General features: G+C 72.4%; 15 protein-coding genes and 1 pseudogene. 11 read left to right on the plus strand and 5 right to left on the minus strand.

From position 1 onward, the window contains the following. Positions 1–203: 203 nt before the first annotated feature. Positions 204–1,001, plus strand: coding sequence for a Fic family protein (locus ACXN5W_RS02025; RefSeq protein ID WP_473156386.1), 798 nt, complete (start codon positions 204–206; stop codon positions 999–1,001). 152 nt (positions 1,002–1,153) lie between these two features. Here the strand turns inward: ACXN5W_RS02025 and ACXN5W_RS02030 are convergent, their stop codons facing one another. The 3 genes from ACXN5W_RS02030 to ACXN5W_RS02040 form a co-directional block, all read right to left on the minus strand. Continuing rightward, positions 1,154–1,966, minus strand: a complete 813-nt coding sequence (locus ACXN5W_RS02030) for an HAD family hydrolase (protein ID WP_473156387.1) — start codon at positions 1,964–1,966, stop codon at positions 1,154–1,156. 470 nt (positions 1,967–2,436) lie between these two features. After that, positions 2,437–3,402 (minus strand): phosphotransferase enzyme family protein, encoded by a 966-nt coding sequence (locus tag ACXN5W_RS02035; RefSeq protein ID WP_473156388.1) that lies wholly within the window; start codon positions 3,400–3,402, stop codon positions 2,437–2,439. A gap of 522 nt (positions 3,403–3,924) precedes the next feature. Continuing rightward, positions 3,925–4,494 (minus strand): GNAT family N-acetyltransferase, encoded by a 570-nt coding sequence (locus tag ACXN5W_RS02040; protein ID WP_473156389.1) that lies wholly within the window; start codon positions 4,492–4,494, stop codon positions 3,925–3,927. 299 nt (positions 4,495–4,793) lie between these two features. Here ACXN5W_RS02040 and ssd point away from each other — a divergent pair, with 299 nt between their 5' ends. The 7 genes and pseudogenes from ssd to ACXN5W_RS02075 all read left to right on the plus strand — a co-directional run bounded on the left by ssd (position 4,794) and on the right by ACXN5W_RS02075 (position 10,112). Beyond that, the gene (ssd, locus tag ACXN5W_RS02045) at positions 4,794–5,897 is read left to right on the plus strand and encodes a septum site-determining protein Ssd (RefSeq protein WP_473156390.1); all 1,104 of its coding nucleotides are present in this window, start codon (positions 4,794–4,796) and stop codon (positions 5,895–5,897) included. 46 nt (positions 5,898–5,943) lie between these two features. After that, the gene (locus ACXN5W_RS02050) at positions 5,944–7,164 is read left to right on the plus strand and encodes a TadA family conjugal transfer-associated ATPase (RefSeq protein WP_473156391.1); all 1,221 of its coding nucleotides are present in this window, start codon (positions 5,944–5,946) and stop codon (positions 7,162–7,164) included. Between the two features lie 140 nt (positions 7,165–7,304). Then, positions 7,305–7,982: pseudogene (locus tag ACXN5W_RS02055) on the plus strand (type II secretion system F family protein); the annotation flags it as partial. A gap of 407 nt (positions 7,983–8,389) precedes the next feature. After that, entirely contained in the window at positions 8,390–9,013 is a 624-nt protein-coding gene (locus ACXN5W_RS02060) for a type II secretion system F family protein (protein ID WP_473156505.1), read from the plus strand. A gap of 81 nt (positions 9,014–9,094) precedes the next feature. Next, positions 9,095–9,223 carry a DUF4244 domain-containing protein gene (locus ACXN5W_RS02065; RefSeq protein WP_241562862.1) on the plus strand — a complete coding sequence of 43 codons (129 nt, stop codon included), beginning with the start codon at positions 9,095–9,097 and terminating at the stop codon, positions 9,221–9,223. Beyond that, a complete protein-coding gene (locus ACXN5W_RS02070) occupies positions 9,220–9,597 on the plus strand; it encodes a TadE family type IV pilus minor pilin (protein WP_473156392.1) in 378 nt (125 codons plus the stop codon). The genes ACXN5W_RS02065 and ACXN5W_RS02070 overlap by 4 nt, the downstream gene beginning before the upstream one ends. Before the next feature lie 173 nt (positions 9,598–9,770). Then, complete coding sequence (locus ACXN5W_RS02075) at positions 9,771–10,112, plus strand: Rv3654c family TadE-like protein (RefSeq protein ID WP_473156393.1); 342 nt, start codon at positions 9,771–9,773, stop codon at positions 10,110–10,112. Between the two features lie 143 nt (positions 10,113–10,255). Here ACXN5W_RS02075 and ACXN5W_RS02080 read toward each other — a convergent pair whose 3' ends face one another. After that, on the minus strand, positions 10,256–10,834 hold the full coding sequence (locus tag ACXN5W_RS02080; protein WP_473156394.1) for an LURP-one-related family protein: 579 nt from the start codon (positions 10,832–10,834) through the stop codon (positions 10,256–10,258). 101 nt (positions 10,835–10,935) lie between these two features. After that, on the minus strand, positions 10,936–13,581 hold the full coding sequence (locus tag ACXN5W_RS02085) for a DEAD/DEAH box helicase (RefSeq protein ID WP_473156506.1): 2,646 nt from the start codon (positions 13,579–13,581) through the stop codon (positions 10,936–10,938). 320 nt (positions 13,582–13,901) lie between these two features. Here ACXN5W_RS02085 and ACXN5W_RS02090 point away from each other — a divergent pair, with 320 nt between their 5' ends. From ACXN5W_RS02090 to ACXN5W_RS02100, 3 genes are all read left to right on the plus strand, one after another. Further along, positions 13,902–14,258 carry an STAS domain-containing protein gene (locus tag ACXN5W_RS02090; RefSeq protein WP_473156395.1) on the plus strand — a complete coding sequence of 119 codons (357 nt, stop codon included), beginning with the start codon at positions 13,902–13,904 and terminating at the stop codon, positions 14,256–14,258. Further along, positions 14,255–14,698 carry an ATP-binding protein gene (locus ACXN5W_RS02095; protein ID WP_473156396.1) on the plus strand — a complete coding sequence of 148 codons (444 nt, stop codon included), beginning with the start codon at positions 14,255–14,257 and terminating at the stop codon, positions 14,696–14,698. Before ACXN5W_RS02090 ends, ACXN5W_RS02095 begins: the two co-directional genes overlap by 4 nt. Before the next feature lie 219 nt (positions 14,699–14,917). Next, positions 14,918–17,287, plus strand: coding sequence for a sodium-translocating pyrophosphatase (locus ACXN5W_RS02100; protein ID WP_473156397.1), 2,370 nt, complete (start codon positions 14,918–14,920; stop codon positions 17,285–17,287). Positions 17,288–17,380 lie beyond the last annotated feature (93 nt).

A 17,380-nucleotide genomic window follows, 5' to 3' on the forward strand; every position in this document is an offset into this window, starting at 1 on the left:
CGCTTCCCGTGACCTACGTCTCCCGACCCTAGTCGCGCTCCGCGGAACACCGCGAGCGCGGGCACCGGGGTGACCTGCACCGGGCGCCGAACGACCGGTGCCGGGCGCCTGACGGCACCCCTCGCGCTGGTCGCCGTACCTCGGGGCGGTGGATTGTCGTACCCCCGGGGTCGGCGGCGGGACCGCTGGCTAGCGTTGCGGGCGTGACCACCGACCCACTCGCCCCGCTGCTCGCCCTCGCCGACATCGCGCCGGCCGTCGACCGTGCCCGCGACCGGGTCGACCAGGCGCTGCGGCACCGCGCGCTGCGCCGCCAGGGCGGCCAGGTCGCGGCCGAGGTCAGCCTGCGGTCCGCGGTGGCCAGCGCCGCGCTGGAAGGACACGGGTACGACCGGGAGAGCGTCCGGGCCGGTACGGTCACCGACCCGGTGGTGCAGGGGGCCCTGCGGGTGGCCGGTGCGCTACCCGGACTGGCCGACCAGTGGCAGCGCGCGCCCCGGCAGGTGCTCGCCCGGCTGCACGTGCTGGCCGCCCGGGACGCGGTGCCACCGGCCGACCTGGGCCGGCCGGTCGGCGAGCCCGTGCCCGGCGGCGCTGGCGGACCGGACGGTGCCGGCGGACCTGGCCGGCCGGACCCGTCGCCGGCGGTGGCGGCCCGGCTGACCGGGCTGGTCGACCTGGTGGCCGGCGGCACGTCGGTGTCCCCGCTCGTGCTGGCCGCCGTGGTCCACGGCGAGCTGTTGGCGCTGCGGCCGTTCGCCGGACCCGTCGGCCTGGTGGCCCGGGGAGTGGCCCGGCTCACCCTGATCGCCGGCGGTTTCGACCCGCGCGGCCTGGTCGCGGTGGACGTCGGTCACCACGAGCGGGAACCCGAGTACGTCGGCGCGGCCGGCGCGTTCGCCACCGGCACCCCCGACGGGCTGCGCTCCTGGCTGCGCCACTACACGGCTGCCATCGAGGCCGGCGTCGACCAACTAACCGAGATCGCCGACCAGCTTTGATGAAAGGAAGGGCACCTTGTTATCGCTTTTTGTAGAGGAAGGGTCCCCTGTTAACGGATCCGGCTCCTGAGTCGGGGCAGCGCCGAGGCTCGGCGTACCGGGCCTCGGAGGAAGCTGGATTTCGGGTGGCGCCGGATCTCGGCGGCCGGGTGTCAGGCGGTGCTGGCGATCCGGGACCGCCGGTGCCGGCCGTACCATGCGACCCCGATCGCCACCCCCACCCCGACGCCGATCGCCGCGGCCGCGACCGGTACGGCCGGCCGCTCGCGCAACCGGCGGCCCAGCGGAATGGGATGACGGAACTCCAGGATCGGCCAGCCCTGCTCGGTGGCGAGCTTGCGCAGCGGCCGGTCGGGGTTGACCGCCGTGGGATGACCGACGCATTCCAACAGCGGCCGGTCACTCATCGAGTCGGAGTACGCGTAGCACTCGGACAGGTCGTACCCGCGTTGCCCGGCCAGTTCCGTCACCGCCGAGACCTTGCTCGGGCCCGCCGCGTAGAACTCGACCTCGCCGCTGTACCGCCCATCGGCCACCGACATCCGGGTGGCGATGACGTCCGTCACCCCGAGCAGCGCTCCGATCGGCCGGACCATCTCCTCGCCGGAGGCGGACACCAGCACCACGTCCCGGCCGACCGCCTGGTGCTGCTCGATCAGTGCGGCGGCCTCGGCGTAGACATACGGATGGATCAGGTCGTGCAGGGTCTCGGCGACGATCTGGCGGACCTGTTCCACGGGCCAGCCCTTGCAGAGAGCGGCCAGATAGTCCCTGGTCCTGGCCATGGTCTGCTCGTCCGTGCCGCCCAGCCGGAACATCAGCTGGGCATACGCGGACTTCACGACGTCCCGTCGGGTGATCAGCCCGTCCCGGTAGAACGGACGCCCGAACGCCAAGGCGCTGGACTTGGCGATGACGGTCTTGTCGAGGTCGAAAAAGGCGGCACTTCGGCCCACGGCGCGCAAGTCTAGCCGGATGGTCTATCGTCGGCGGGTGCGCGGGGTCACATCCGCACGTCAGGGCCGGTAAGGTCCTGATCCGGCGGTCGAGGACGCCGGCGCTGGACGACGCGCTGGCTCCGCGGAAATTTGCAGGGAGTGGACGCTTCAGCACTCGACGTATACGGGAGCGCTGAGGCATGCTTGTATTTGCGACACAGATTCATAGATTGACCCTCGGCGGTTGCACCCCCCGTAACCGCTGAGTGGGATCGGCTCAACCCCCCCGGAGCCGAACCCGCAGACGACCCCCGTCTCCCCCCGACGGGGGTCGTCTCCTATCCGGGTTCGGGTAGATCCCCAGCTCATAGCCCCTCTTCCTCGTCTACCAGGGTGTCATCCTGGGTCGTTTCCCCGCCGGAAGGCAGCAGAGAGGCAGCAGCACCACCGAAGGCCGCCAGGACCCGGTCGGCGTAGTCATCGGGCGTGTGGCCAGATCAGGGCGCGTAGCTGGGGTCGGCGACGGTCTCGGCGATGCGGGTGAGCCAGTGCAGGTCGTTGGCTCGAGATTCCGGACTGGCGTCGGGGTTGAGGATGCTATGGAGGAACGCGGCGACGTCGTCGAGGTGCCGCTCGCTGCGGTAGTAGCTCAGCATGGTCCGGTCCGGTTCTAGCGGCCCATAGCCTCGGCGGAAGAGTTCGGCGCGGTGCGCGTTGATCGGGTGGTCGCCGAAGTCTTGGCTGTAGATGAACATCAGGTCCCGCTCGCGCGGTGCGAGGATCGGCGCATCCCAGTCCACGACGTGCAGTGCACCGTCGCCGTCAGCGATCAGGTTGCCGGGGTGGATGTCGGCGTGGCAGATGACGTGTTGAGCTTGCGTCACGCGGGAGGCGAGGTCATCCACCGTTGCCGATAAGTGATGCAGTGCGGCGCCGTACCGGTCCCAGAAAGCGTCGAGGGCCTCGCTCGCCGCGGCCTGCCCGCCGAGGGTTGTCAGCCGCTCGCCGGCGCTTGATCGGTAGGTCTCGACCGGCAGGACGGCGGCGATGTCGGCGCTCGGCGTGACCGCATGCAGACGACCCAGGAACTCGCCGTACTCGATCCACTGGCGGTCGGTGAGGCCGCGGCTCCACAGGCTGCCGCCGTCGTGGAACGGGTACAGCAGCAGCTGGTAGCCCCCGAACCCGTGACTGGCTCCGCCGTCTGGAAGGTCGATCGGTGCTACGACCTGCCTGACGCGTTGCGCTCTGAGGAACCCGGGCAGCAGGACGGCGGCTCGGGCGAACTCGCCGCGGCGCATCTTCAGGAAGTAGCGCTCGCCGTCGGACGTGTCTACCCGGTACGCCCATGCCTGCCCGTCAAGCCCAACCGGCATAAACACGAGGTCGGCGATGTTCACGGCCCAGGCGGCGGCCACCTCAGCCGCCAGAAGCCGCTGGTCAACGCCAGGCTTGTCGATCATCGACGGAGCGTTGCAGTTCGCAGTCCGGCCGGCAAGGGGTTTGCCACCTGTAGGCGGAGTCAGCAGCGAACCCCGACCAGGCTCCCCGGCCGAGGGTTGGCCTGGCTCACCGGCGGAACGGCTGTCGACAGCAACGCTGACAGCAACGTCACCGGACGGCGGCACCCTGACGAGCGCTGGCACGAACGAAGCTCCGAGCGCGCAGCCGTTGCCGGACGCGTGCGGACGAGGCGCACAGAGCTTGTAAGCGAGACGTCGTGCAGCACCGAGGCAGCGAGAAGGCAGCGAGAGCGTTGATCAGGGTCATGTCGGCCCGTCAACGCACAGCAGATGAAGCGTGCACGCCAGTGCCATTCGGCAACGGCTGCCAATGATCGACAGCCCAGGCCCGGCTCCCCCCGACGGGGGTCGTCTCCTTTTCCGGGGTACGTCATTCCCGCAGCCCATGGCGTTTCTGGCGGATCCCGGGGCGTTTCTGGTCGACCGTGGATCACCGGTCGCACCGATCACCGGTCGCATCGATCACCGGTCGCTCCCGGGAGCGGTGAGTCGGGCGAGGGTTGGCGAGTCCGGCCAACTGAAGCGCAACTTGTACGGGGCGCCGTTGAGCCGGCCCGGTACGCCTCCCGGCGCTTCCACGACGGCCCGTTCGACGGGTTCACCGCCACAGGCCCGGTAGAACCCCTGTGCGGCGGTGTTCTGTTCGAGCACCCACAGGTGCAGCGCCACCCGCCTGGCCCGATCCTGAACGACGGTCGCCGCCCGGCGGAGGAGGGCGCTGCCGACACCCGTACGCCGGCGGTGGTTCGCCACGTGGAGGTTGTCGACCAGGCTGCCCCACCGGGGATCCTCGTCGAGGACGACGTGGATGAAGCCCACCAGCCCGGTGTCGTCCTCGGCGACGGTGGTCGCGGTGTGACCGGGGGACGCCAGGCGCGCCGACCACAGCCCGCGCCGGTCGGCGGCGACATCGCCGTCCAGGAACGCATCGGCGTACGCACCGCGGTAGTGCCGTCGCCAACTGTCGGCGTGCAGCAGCGCTATCCGATCGGCGTCGTCGACGCCGGCCGTGCGGAACTGCGGTGTGGTCATGGTTCGCCCCCGAGGATGGTTGTCGCCACGGCCAGTGAAGCTGGCCCGGACCAGATGGATATCACCGACGGTTCGGGGATCGCGCCGATTTTCCATCCATCGACGTTTGTCGTCGAAACCGAGGGTGAACGATTTCATCCACTTCGTCGCAGTACTCATAGCAGATCGACACCAATCATGGGGGTTGTCCACAGCCCCCCCCGGTTGTCCACAGGCCACTCCGGACGTTCGCCACCGGCCACCCGGGAACGCGACGCTGAACGGGTCCAACCAGCCCGCACCGCCGCCGGAGGTCCGCGATGTCCACCCGTACGCTGCCCGTCGCCGACCGACGGCTCCCGCTCGTCGTCACGTCCGACGGCGGTCTCCTCGACGAACTGCTCCGGTTGGCCGCCGCGGCCGGTACCGAGGTCGAGGTGGCCGCCGATCCGGCCGCGGCCCGGTCACGTTGGTCCCGCGCGCCGCTGGTGCTGGTCGGTGCCGACCAGGCCCAACCCTGTCTGCGGGCCCGGCTGCCACACCGGTCCCCACTGGTGCTGGTCGGCCGGTCCGGATTGGCCGATCCCGGCTGGGAGATCGCCGAGTTGATCGGCGCCCAGCACGTGGCGATCCTGCCGGCTGCCGAGCCGTGGGTGGTGGACCGGCTCGGGGACACCGTCCCACCGACCGGCGCCGTCGGTCCGGGCCGGGTGGTGGCGGTGATCGGTGGTCGGGGCGGAGCCGGGGCGAGCGTCCTGGCTGGCGGGCTCGCGATCACCGCCGGCCGACGTGGCCTGCGGACCCTGCTGATCGACGCCGATCCGTTGGGCGGCGGTCTGGACCTCGTGCTCGGCTGGGAGGAGATCGAGGGGCTGCGTTGGCCGGCTCTGCGGGCGACCGACGGGCGGGTTGACGCGCCGGCCCTGGTGCGGGCGCTGCCCAGCCGCGGCGACCTGGTAATGATCTCCTGGGACCGGGGGGATCCGCTGAGCCTGCCCGCCGAGGCGATGGCTGCCGCGCTGGACGCCGGGCGGCGCAGCCGGGACATCCTGATCGTCGACCTGCCCCGGCAACTTGACGACGCCGCCGTGATCGCGCTCCAGTCGGCCGACCTCGGGCTGGTGGTGGTGCCGGCCGAACTGCGTGCCACGGCGGCGGCTGCCCGGGTGGTGCGGACGGCCCTGCCACACTGTCCGAACCTGTCGCTGGTGGTCCGGGGGCCCGCACCCGGCGGTCTGCGGGCCCGCGAGGTGGCCCGCTCGCTCGACCTGCCGCTCGCGGGCACCCTGCGCCCCGAACCGGGTCTGCGCCGGGCCCTCGAACGGGGGGAGGCGCCAGCCTCGTCCGGCAACGGGCCGCTGGCCGCACTGTGCCAGCGGGTGGTCGCCAACCTCGAAGGTACGCCGAGGGCGGGTGCGGCATGAGCCGGCCGATGCCGGTTCACCGAACCGAACACGGCGGGGTGCCGGAATGAGCGCCGAACTGTCCGACCGGGTCCGCCGGCGGTTCGCGGTCCGAGGCACGGCGGTCACCCCCGCGGCGGTGGTGGAGGCGATCCGGGAGGAGCCGGGCGCCGTGGTGCTGGGCGACACCACGGTGCTGCGGGTGGCCGCCCAGGTCCACGACGAACTGGCCGGCGCCGGGCCCCTCGCGCCACTGCTGGCCGATCCGGCGGTCACGGATGTACTGGTCAACGGGGTGCGGGTGTGGGCGGACCGGGGGCACGGGCTCAGCCCGGTCTCGTTGGACCTCGGTGACCGGGCGGACGTGCGCCGCCTCGCCCAACGGCTGGTCGCCGCCGGCGGCAGGCGGCTGGACGACGGGTCGCCGTTCGCGGACGCCTGCCTGCCCGACGGCACCCGGTTGCACGCCGTGCTGCCGCCGGTGGCCACCGACGGCCCGTACCTGTCACTGCGTACCTTCCGGCAGCGACCGTTCACCCTCGACGAACTGGTACGTCAGGCCACGGTCCCGGAGCCGGTGGCGGAACTGCTGACCGCGCTGGTGGCCGCCCGCCTGGCATACCTGGTCGTCGGTGGGACCGGATCCGGCAAGACCACGCTGCTCAACACGCTGCTCGGGCTGGTGCCACCCACGGAGCGGATCGTCCTCGTGGAGGACGCCGCCGAGTTGCGTCCGGTCCATCCACACGTGGTGGGGTTGCAGACCCGCACCTCCAACGTGGAGGGGCAGGGATCCGTGCAGCTGACCGACCTGGTACGCCAGGCGCTGCGGATGCGACCGGACCGGCTGGTGATCGGCGAGTGTCGCGGCGCCGAGATCGTGGATCTGCTGTGCGCGCTCAACACCGGGCATGACGGCGGCGCCGGCACCCTGCACGCCAATGCCCCCCGGGACGTACCGGCCCGGTTGGAGGCCCTGGGAATGCTCGGCGGGCTGCCCCGGGCGGCGTTGCACGCGCAGGTCGCGGCGGCGCTCCAGGTGCTGGTCCAGGTCCGACGACGGCCCGAGGGTCGGGTCGTGGAATCCGTCTGCGTGCTGACGCCGTACGGTCCGGACCGGCTGGTGACCGTGCTACCGGCCTGGCGCCGACCGACGGGTGCGGGACCGGCTCGAGCCGTGCTGGCCCGATTGATCGCGGACCGTGGGGTGAGGGTGCCGCCGATCCTGGTTCCCGGCTCAGCGCCCGGCGGTCCGTGCTCGGCACCGGAAGCCGGTGCGGATCGGTGAACGCCGTCCAACCGTTGGTCGGCGCGGTGCTCGCGATGCTGGCGTTCGGCTGGCCCGGTGGGCTCCGCCGGTGGACCGCCGCTGTCCTGCCGTTCGTCGCGCCGCTCCGCCGTTCTGCGCGCCGCCTGCTGGAGCGGTTCACCGCCACCCGCCGTCGGACGGTCGTCGGCGTCGCCGTGTTGGGCGCGGCAACGGGAGGGCTGTTCGCCGGCCCGGTGGCGGGGTTCGCGCTGGCCGCGTACGGCGGGTTCGCCGCGCACGCCGTGCTGCGGGGGCGGGCCGGGCGGATGGCCCGGGACGAGCGGCGGCGCCAACTCGACCGGTTGGGCGCCCTGGCCGCCGACCTGCGGGCCGGCTCGTCGCCACCCCGGGCAGGGGAGCGCACCGGAGCGGACGATCCCGATGGCGAGGTCACCCGGACCGCTCACCCGCTCGTCCGCCCTCCGGGGCGGGAGCCTGTCGGCAGCCAGCCTGGCGGACGGGTGGCGGACCTGATCGCGTCAGCCGTCCGGATCGCTGAAAGTACCGGAGCTCCGCTGGCTGACCTGCTCGACCGGATCGAGGCGGACGCGCGATCGATTGACCGCGGCCTGGCTGCCGCCGCTGCTCAGGCGGCCGGTGCGCGGGCGACCGGTTGGCTGTTGGCCGGTCTGCCGGCCGGTGGCATCGCCCTTGGCTACGGCATCGGGGTGGACCCGCTCGCGGTGTTGCTGCACAGCTCCGTCGGGGCGGCCTGCGCGATCGGGGCCGTCGTGCTCCAGGTGACCGGCCTCGCCTGGGCGGACCGGCTTGCCGCCGTCGGATCGGAGGCCCGGTGACGACCACCCGGAGTTGGCGTACCGGAACGTCCAGCTCCGCTGGAAGCGTCCTGTCCGCCGAAGCCGTCCGATATGCCAAAGCCGTCGGCTCCGCCGGAATCGTCGGCTCCGCCGGAATCGTCGGGTCCGCCGAAATCGTGGGGTCCACCGGGTTCGTCCGGTCCGTCGGGGTCGCCGGGAGCCTCGTGCCGGACTGGGCAGCCGCGCCCGGCCCGCCAGCGAAGATCGTACTGGTCACGGCCGCCGGGTTGGCGCTGCTTGGAGGGGCCTGGCTGGCCCGCCGTCGGCGGGCGCGGCGCCGCCTGCGGCGACTCGGCCTGCGGCAGCCCGGTCTGCGGCGGCGCGACCCGCGGACCGGTGGCGCGGTGGGTCTGCCAGCCGTCCAGACCAATCTGGACGGGTCGCTGATGGCCCGCCGCCCTACGGACCGTCCGTGGCGGCTCGACCGGATCCGGATGGTCTGCCTGCTGACCGGGCTGGCGACGGTGCTGGTGCTCGGCGGCTGGTCGGGCCTGGTCGTCGCCGGGTTGGCAACGGTCGGGTTGGATCGCGGGCTGCGCCGCCTGGAACCGGCGGGCGAGCGGCGCCGTCGAGAGCGGGAAGCCGCCGACCTGCCTCTCGCCGCCGACCTGATGGCAGCGGTCATGCGGGCCGGGGCACCCACCGAACACGCGACCAGCGTCGTTGCCGAGGCGATCGGCGGCCCGTTGGGCGAGCGGCTGCACCGGGTCGGTCGGACGCTGCGCCTCGGCGGCACTCCGGCGGAGGCCTGGGCATATCTGGGTGCCGGCGAGGGAGCCCGGCGGCTGGCCCAGGCGGCCGTCCGGTCCACCGGCAGCGGTGCGTCGCTGTCCGGAGCGTTGCTCCGGCTCGCCGAGGACCTGCGAGCGGACCGGGCCACCGCCGTCGAGGCCGCGGCCCGGCGCGCCGGGGTGCTGATCGTGCTGCCGCTGGGCCTGTGTTTCCTGCCGGCTTTCATCCTCGCCGGGCTCGTCCCGGTGATCGTCGCCGTTCTCGGTGACGTGCTGTGAACCCCGCATCGGAAGAACCAATCGAGAGACAAGGAGTACAACGTGCGAACTCTGCTCGACCGCTTGCGCGACGACGCCGGGATGAACACGGCGGAGTACGCCGTCGGCACCCTGGCCGCCGTGGCCTTCGCCGGCATCCTGCTCAAGGTGCTCACCTCCGGCAACGTGCAGGCAGCGCTGACGGCGGTGATCGACCGGGCGTTGAAGTGACCCGGCGCCGGCCGCCCGGCCGTGCCCACGGCGACCGGGGTTCGTTCACCGCGGAACTCGCGGCCGGTCTGCCGGCGCTCCTGCTGCTCCTGATGGCCGGGCTGACCGCCGTCAATGCCGTGACGGTCAAGGGGCAGTGCCTGGACGCGGCCCGGGAGGCGGCCCTCGCCGCCTCCCGGGGCGATGACGGCGCCTCGGCCGGGGCGGGGAGCGCGCCGGCCGGGGCAACCATCGACGTGTTCGTCGAGGGTGACCGGGTGGAGGTGACCGTCGTGGCACCGGTACGCGCGCTGGGCAACCGGTTGCCATCGCTGCGGATCAGCGCGACGGCCGTCGCGGTGGTCGAGCCGGGCGCTCCGGAGCCGGCGCCGTGACGTCGGCGCGGCGGTTCATCGGCTCAACGCCGACACGGCGCCAGGCGGTCGACTCGCGGCAACGGTTCGGTCGCCGCATGGGGACGACATCGTCGCGTCGGCTTGCCGGCGCAATGCCGACACGGCGATCAGCGGTTGGCTGGTGGCGCCGGTCGGGGCACCGTACGGGGCCGATGGACCGGGGCAGCGCGACCCTGTGGCTGCTCGCCATCGGTCTGCTGCTGGTGGTGGCGGGCACAGCCGGAGCGGCGGTGGGTGCCGCCCGGCTGGCCGGCCGGCAGGCTCAGGCCGCGGCGGATCTGGGCGCGTTGGCCGGGGCGACCAGGGCGATCGAGGGCGCCGAGGCGGCCTGCGCCAGCGCGACCGAGATCGTCTCGCGTAACGGAGCGCGGTTGGCTGGATGTCGGGTCGAAGCGCTGGACCTGCTGATCACCGTGGTGGTGACGGTCAGCCCGCTACCCGGCCTCGACCGCACGGTGACGGCGTCCGCCCGCGCCGGCCCGCTCCGGGGCTGAGCGCGCCGGACGGGTTGAGGACAGCGCACCAGAGCCGGCTCGGTCCGGCTGAACCGCGGCAGTCATCCCGGGACAACTGGTCGGGCCGGCCCTGAGCCGGGGCGTGGACCGCACTGGTCCGCGCCCCGACTACCGGAAACCGGTCAGCGGGACTGGAGCGCGTCCAGGCCGACCGCCATCGCGATCACCAGGCGACGGTCCAGACCCGGGTGCGGGATGTCGATCACGTACCGGTCCCGCAGGCCCCACTTCTTGACCACCGAGAACGCGACCTGCCCGTTCATGGTGAAGTCGAAGTGGTAGGGCAGCCAGGACAGCGAGTCCACGAACCGACGCAGCAGCGCCACCGGCAGGCTGCGCTCCTGCCCGGTCGCCACGCCAAGGCCGGGCTGCTCAAGGTGCCAGGTCGAGCGCAGCAGCGACGCCTTGAAGTCCTTCCGGAACAGCCCGAGGGGAGTACCGGCCGAGTCCGTCACGTCGTAGGTGGCGCCGAGGTCCATCACCTGCCGGGCCTTGAAGCCCAGCACCGGGTACTGCTTGCTGTCGTCGGTGTAGAGCGTCACCTGCTCCTTGAAGGCGAGCCGCTTCTGCTGCGCGAACGCCAGCATCTCGCCCTCAGAACCGTCCGGTGCGACCGAGCGCACCTCGTACTGGTTCACCATCATCCGGAGCCGTTGCCGGATGAAAAGCTGCCGCTGCGCCTGCAACTGCGCAAGATCCATTGTTTTTACTCCTCAATTGTCCGCGGGAGTCTCGCATATCTGGGTAGGACGCCGGGGCCCCGCCATTGGCCGGTACGAGACCGGTTGAGCCGGCGCAACCGTCAGTCGACAGGCAGGTCCGGCAGGTTCGCCAGCACCACGTCGAGCACCGTCACCGCCGGCCCCTTGGCGAGTGGATTGTTGCCGTTGCCGCATTTGGGGGACTGCACGCAGGACGGGCAACCGGTCTCGCAGCCGCACTCGACGATCGCGTCCCGGGTGGCCCGCAGCCAGTCGGTGGCCGCGTGGTACGCCCGCTCCGCGAACCCGGCCCCGCCGGGGTGCCCGTCGTACACGAAAACGGTGGGTGCCTCGGTGTCCGGGTGCAGCGCGGTGGACAGCCCGCCGATGTCCCACCGGTCGCAGGTGGCGACCAGCGGCAGCAGCCCGATGGCCGCGTGCTCGGCGGCGTGCAGCGCACCGGGCACGTCGGGCGGCTCGACACCGGCCAGGTCCAGGGCCCGGGGCGAAACGGTGAACCACACGGCCACCGTGCGCAGTTCCCGGGCCGGCAGGTCGAGCGGTCGGGTGTCCAGCACCTCGCCCGTGGCGATCCGCCGCCGCTGGTAGGAGACCACCTGGCTGGTCACGTCGACCTCGCCGAGGAACATCCCGACCGGACCGGCGTCGACGTAGGACCGGACCGAGACCACCGAGAGTGAGGTGACGTCGCGGGCGTGCGTCGACCAGTCCGGTTCCTCGGCGTGGACCAGCGCGCAGGCGCCGTCCAGGTCCAGCTCGTCCACCACGTACGAGACGCCCTGGTGCAGGTAGACCGCGCCGGGATGGACCAGCAGGTGCGAGGATGCCTCCTCCACGGTGCCGAGCAGCCGCCCGGTTGCCGACTCGACCACGCAGACCGGCGCCCCGCCGGTGCCGCGCAGGTCCACCTCCGGCCGCCCGGTGTGCCGCCAGTACCACCCGGTGGGGCGCCGCCGCAACGCGCCGGAGGCGGTAAGTGCCTCCACCGCGGCCGGTGCGCCCGGGCCGAACAGCTCCAGGTCGGACCCGGTCAGTGGGGCCTCGGCCGCCGCGCAGCACAGCTGCGGTCCGAGCACGTACGGGTTGCCCGCGTCCAGCACCGTCGCCTCGACCGGCCGCCCGAACAGCGCCTCCGGATGGTGGACGAGAAAGGTGTCCAGCGGGTCGTCCCGGGCGACCAGCACCGCCAGGGCTTCCCGGCCGGACCGGCCGGCCCGGCCCGCCTGCTGCCACAGCGAGGCCCGGGTGCCGGGATAGCCGCAGATCAGCACGGCGTCCAGCCCGGTCAGGTCGACCCCGAGTTCCAGCGCGTTCGTGGAGGCCAGTCCCAGCAGCTCACCGGAGAGCAACGCCCGCTCCAACTCCCGGCGTTCCTCCCGCAGGTAGCCGGCCCGGTAGGCGGCGACCCGCTGGCCGAGTCCGGGAACCGCCTCGTCGAGCGAGCGCCGGGCCGCCGTCGCGATCAGTTCCGCCCCGCGCCGGGACCGGACGAACGCCAGGGTCCGGGTGCCGGCCGCGACCGCGTCGCTCAACAGGTCGGCCGTCTCGCGCAGCGCCGACCGGCGGACCTGGGCCAGCTCGCCGACCCCGGCAACCTCGTCCGGGCCATCACCGCCGGCGCCCGGTGCGCCACCGGGACCGGACCGGCCGGCACCACCGGCGCTGGGTCGGCCACCGGGACCGGACTGGCCGTCGTGACCGGGACCCGGCTGGGCGTGGATGCGGTACGGCGGTGCGCCGGCGCCGGGTTCCGGCGGCAGCAGGGGCGGTTCCCAGAGCGCGAATGTGACCCCGCCGCGCGGCGAGGAGTCCTCGGTCACCGCGGTCACGGGTAGCCCGGTCAGCCGCTCGGCGGCGCCGGCCGGGTCGCCGACGGTCGCCGACGCGAGGACGAAGACCGGACCGCGGTTCACCGCCCGAGTTCCGGCTCCGGACGGGCCACCGGATCCGGGGGCTGCTCCGGGACCCGGTGGGGGATCGGCGAATCCGTGCGAGGGGTCGAGGACGACTCCGGGCCCACCCGGGCCGAGGCCGGCGGCACCCGGGCCGAGGCCGGCGGCCACCGGCCCGGCGGTGCGTCCGGTCCGGCCGAGGGCCCGGCCGGGTCCGCCGCCGTAGCGGTCCGCCTGGCGGCGCAGCCGACGCAGGACGTGGGCCACGTGCGAACCGAACACCCCCCGGTACGTATGGCACTCGTCGACGATCACGAAGGCGAGCCGGCGCAGGAACGTCGCCCAGCGGGCGTGTCCGGGCAGGATGCCGTGGTGCAGCATGTCGGGGTTGGTCAGCACGAACCGGGAGTGCTGCCGGATCCACTCCCGCTCGGCCTGCGGGGTGTCCCCGTCGTACGCGGCTGGTCGTACCCCCTCCAGACCCAGCTCGGCGAGGGCCCGGAGCTGGTCGGCGGCGAGTGCTTTGGTCGGCGCCAGGTAGAGCACGGTGGCGCGCGGGTCGGCGTGGAGGGTGGCCAGCGCCGGCAGTTGGTACGCGAGCGACTTGCCGGACGCGGTGCCGGTGGCGACGACCACGTGCCGGCCCTGGTACGCGAGCTGGGCCGCCTCGGCCTGGTGCCGCCAGGGAGCCGTCACGCCGCGTTCGGCGAACGCCTTGCGCAACTCGTCGGGGACCCACAGCGGCCAGTCGGTGGTCGTACCCGCACTGGCCGGCACCCGCTCGACGTGCGTGACCGGATCGGCGGCGGTGCGGGCGCGCAGCCGGTGCAGCAGCTCCGCCGGGTCCGGCGCGGCCGGCGACGGCCGGTCGGCCGCCTGCGGGTGGGTCCGGTCGGCCGCCCCCGGAGACGCCGGGTCCGGCGCGGCCGGTGGTGGCCGGTCGGCCGCTCCGGAACCCGCCGGTACGGTGGCTTCGGAGGTCACACCCTGCACTCTCGCACTCGCCGGGTGCCATGGAAAAGTCGGGTGTTGGGTAAGGGTGACCGGGCGGCGGCCGGTGCGGCCGGTCGGGCTCGATGGTTAGATGCCCAGAGCGTGCCGCCACCGGCGGCGGGCAGGATCCTGGGCAGCGTGTACGTCCCGGAGGAGGACCGATGGAGCTTTCGCTGGCGACCCGCACCGTCGCCGAACACACGGTGCTGGAGGTCGGCGGCGAGGTCGACGTCTACACCGCCCCGCGGCTGCGCGAACGGCTCATCGAGCTGATCGACGGCGGTGCGCGGAAGGTGATCGTCGATCTCGGTCGGGTCGACTTCCTCGATTCGACCGGCCTGGGCGTGCTGGTCGGCGCGCTCAAGCGGCTGCGCGCGGTACACGGCTCGTTCAGTCTGGTGTGCGACAAGGAACCGTTGCTCAAGATCTTCCGGATCACGGCGTTGGACCAGGTGTTCCCGCTCTACCCGACGGTCGAGGCGGCCATGGCCGGCGATGCCGCCGCTCCCAACACGTGATGTCCACGGTCCGACTGTCCTTCTCGCCCGCCCCGGTACACGTCCGGACCGCCCGTCTCGTCGGCGTGGCGGTCGCCCGGCGGGCCGGGGTGGCCGAGGAGTTGCTCGACGAGGTCCGGCTGGCCATCGGTGAGGCGTGTACCCGGGCGGTGGCGTTGCACCGCCAGTACCACCTGTCCGATCTGGTGCAGGTGGAGATGGCCGACCAGGGCAACTACACGGTCCGGGTGATCGACCGGGCACCGATCGAGGCGGCCATCGGGCTGACCGCGTTGCCTCCGGACGAACTGGCCGACGAGTCGCTGACGGATGAGGCGCTCACCACGGGCGTCGGCTTCGCCCTGCTCGCCGGTTTCGTCGAGGACCTTCAGGTACGTCCCGTGGAAGAGGGGATCGGCACCGAGGTACGGATGGTCTGGCCGGTCGGCCGCAAGGGCTGACGGCGCAGGGTTCCGACCCGGCCTAATCCAATGATGAAGATCATCAGGGTGGGGCCCGGCCTGATGTGACCTCGGACACCGCCGACGACTAGAGTACCCGGGGTGATCAGCAGATGCCCTGGTCCCGCCGACGCGGGACCGGGTCGTTGCTCCCTGCGTAATGTCGCCGGACCGGTTCGTCCGCGGTCCGGCACGACTGTTCGGTACAGGAGGACATAGATGTCCGGGACCTTGGTCGCCGCGGACGGCGGCTTGTCCCTTACCGGCGCCAACCTGTCGTACGTCATCATCGCCGCGGTAATCGCGTTGGTGGCGCTCGGCTTCGCGGCAGCCCTCTCCAGGGCGGTCCTGGCGGCCGGTACGGGCACCAAGCGGATGCAGGAGATTTCCGGGGCGGTCCAGGAGGGCGCCTCGGCATACCTGCTCCGCCAGTTCAGAACGCTCGCCGTGTTCGTCGTGATCGCCGTCGTGCTGCTGTTCCTGCTGCCGGTACACGACACGACCGGCAGCGAGTTGGGAGTGAAGCTCGGCCGCTCGATCTTCTTCGTCGTCGGCGCCGGGTTCAGCGCGACCATCGGCGGTCTCGGGATGGCGCTGGCCACCCGGGCGAACCTGCGGGTGGCGGCGGCGGCCCGGGAGGCGGCCGGCGGCCGGGAGGCGGCCATGAAGGTCGCGTTCCGCACCGGTGGCGTGGTCGGCTTCCTCACCGTCGGCCTGGGCCTCTTCGGCGCCGCCCTGGTGGTCATCATCTTCAAGGGCGACGCGCCGACCGTGCTGGAGGGCTTCGGCTTCGGTGCCGCCCTGCTGGCCATGTTCATGCGGGTCGGTGGCGGCATCTTCACCAAGGCCGCGGACGTGGGCGCGGACCTGGTCGGCAAGGTCGAACAGGGCATCCCCGAGGACGACCCGCGTAACGCCGCGACCATCGCGGACAACGTCGGCGACAACGTCGGTGACTGCGCCGGCATGGCGGCCGACCTGTTCGAGTCGTACGCCGTGACCCTGGTCGCCGCGCTCATCCTGGGTCGTGCGGCCTTCGGTGAGCAGGGCCTGGTCTTCCCGCTGATCGTCTCCGGTATCGGCGCGGTCATCGCGCTCATCGGCGTGTTCATCACCCGGCTGCGGCCCGGTGACCGGTCCGGCCTGACCGCCATCAACCGGGCGTTCTACATCTCGGCGTTGATCTCGGCGGTGCTGGTGGCCGTCGCGAGCTGGCTCTACCTGCCGGACAACTTCGCCGACTTCAAGGGCGCGAGCGAGCAGATGGCGGGTGTGGACCGGGACCCGCGCCTGGTCGCGATCGGCGCGGTGCTGATCGGCATCGTGCTGGCCGCCGCCATCCAGGCGCTCACCGGCTACTTCACCGAGACCAACCGGCGTCCCGTGCAGGACATCGGCAAGAGTTCGCTGACCGGCGCCGCCACGGTGATCCTCGCCGGGATCAGCATCGGCCTGGAGTCGGCCGTCTACTCCGCACTGCTGATCGGCGCCGGCGTTTTCGGCGCGTTCCTGCTGGGCGGCAGCTCCATCACGCTGTCGTTGTTCGCCGTGGCGCTGGCCGGTACCGGTCTGCTCACCACGGTCGGCGTGATCGTGGCGATGGACACCTTCGGGCCGATCTCCGACAACGCCCAGGGCGTCGCCGAGATGTCCGGCGACATCGACGAGGCCGGCGCGCGGATCCTCACCGAGCTGGACGCCGTCGGTAACACCACCAAGGCGATCACCAAGGGCATCGCGATCGCCACGGCGGTGCTGGCCGCGACCGCGCTGTTCGGCTCGTACACCGACACGCTGGGTGTCTCGTACGCCGACGCGGGCGTGCAGGACGTCGGCACGCAGATCATGAACGCGCTGAACGTGGCGAACCCGCGCAACCTGGTGGGCCTGATCATCGGCGCCGCGGTGGTGTTCCTCTTCTCCGGTCTGGCCATCAACGCGGTGTCCCGGTCCGCCGGCGCCGTGGTGATGGAGGTACGCCGGCAGTTCCGCGAGCTGCCCGGGATCATGGACGGCAGCCAGCGGCCCGAGTACGGCAAGGTGGTCGACATCTGCACCCGGGACGCGCAGCGCGAGCTGATGACCCCGGGTCTGCTGGCCATCATGGCCCCGATCGCTGTCGGTTTCGGTCTCGGGCCGGGTGCGCTGGCGGCGTACCTGGCGGGTGCCATCGGTGCCGGCACGCTGATGGCGGTCTTCCTGGCCAACTCCGGTGGCGCGTGGGACAACGCGAAGAAGCTGGTCGAGGACGGCTCGTACGGCGGCAAGGGCTCCGACGCGCACGCCGCCACGGTGATCGGTGACACGGTCGGTGACCCCTTCAAGGACACCGCCGGCCCGGCCATCAACCCGCTGATCAAGGTGATGAACCTGGTCTCGCTGCTGATCGCCCCGGCGGTGGTGGCGTGGAGCGTCGGCAACGACAAGAACACTCCGCTGCGGGTGTCCGTCGCCCTGATCGCCGCGCTGATCATCGTGCTCGCCGTGGTGTGGAGCAAGCGCAAGCCGGTCGCCATGACCGACGCCGGAACCGGCGGCGACGCGACCGGTGGCGGTGCGGACCGCGAGTCCGAGCCGGTCAACGCCTGATCCGTCGGCAGCGTTAGGAAGGGCCCCTTGTTATACAGAAAGCGATAACAAGGGGCCCTTCCTTTCGGTCGGTACGGTGTGGCGCACGCGCCG

This window comes from Plantactinospora sp. A48 (assembly GCF_055793945.1).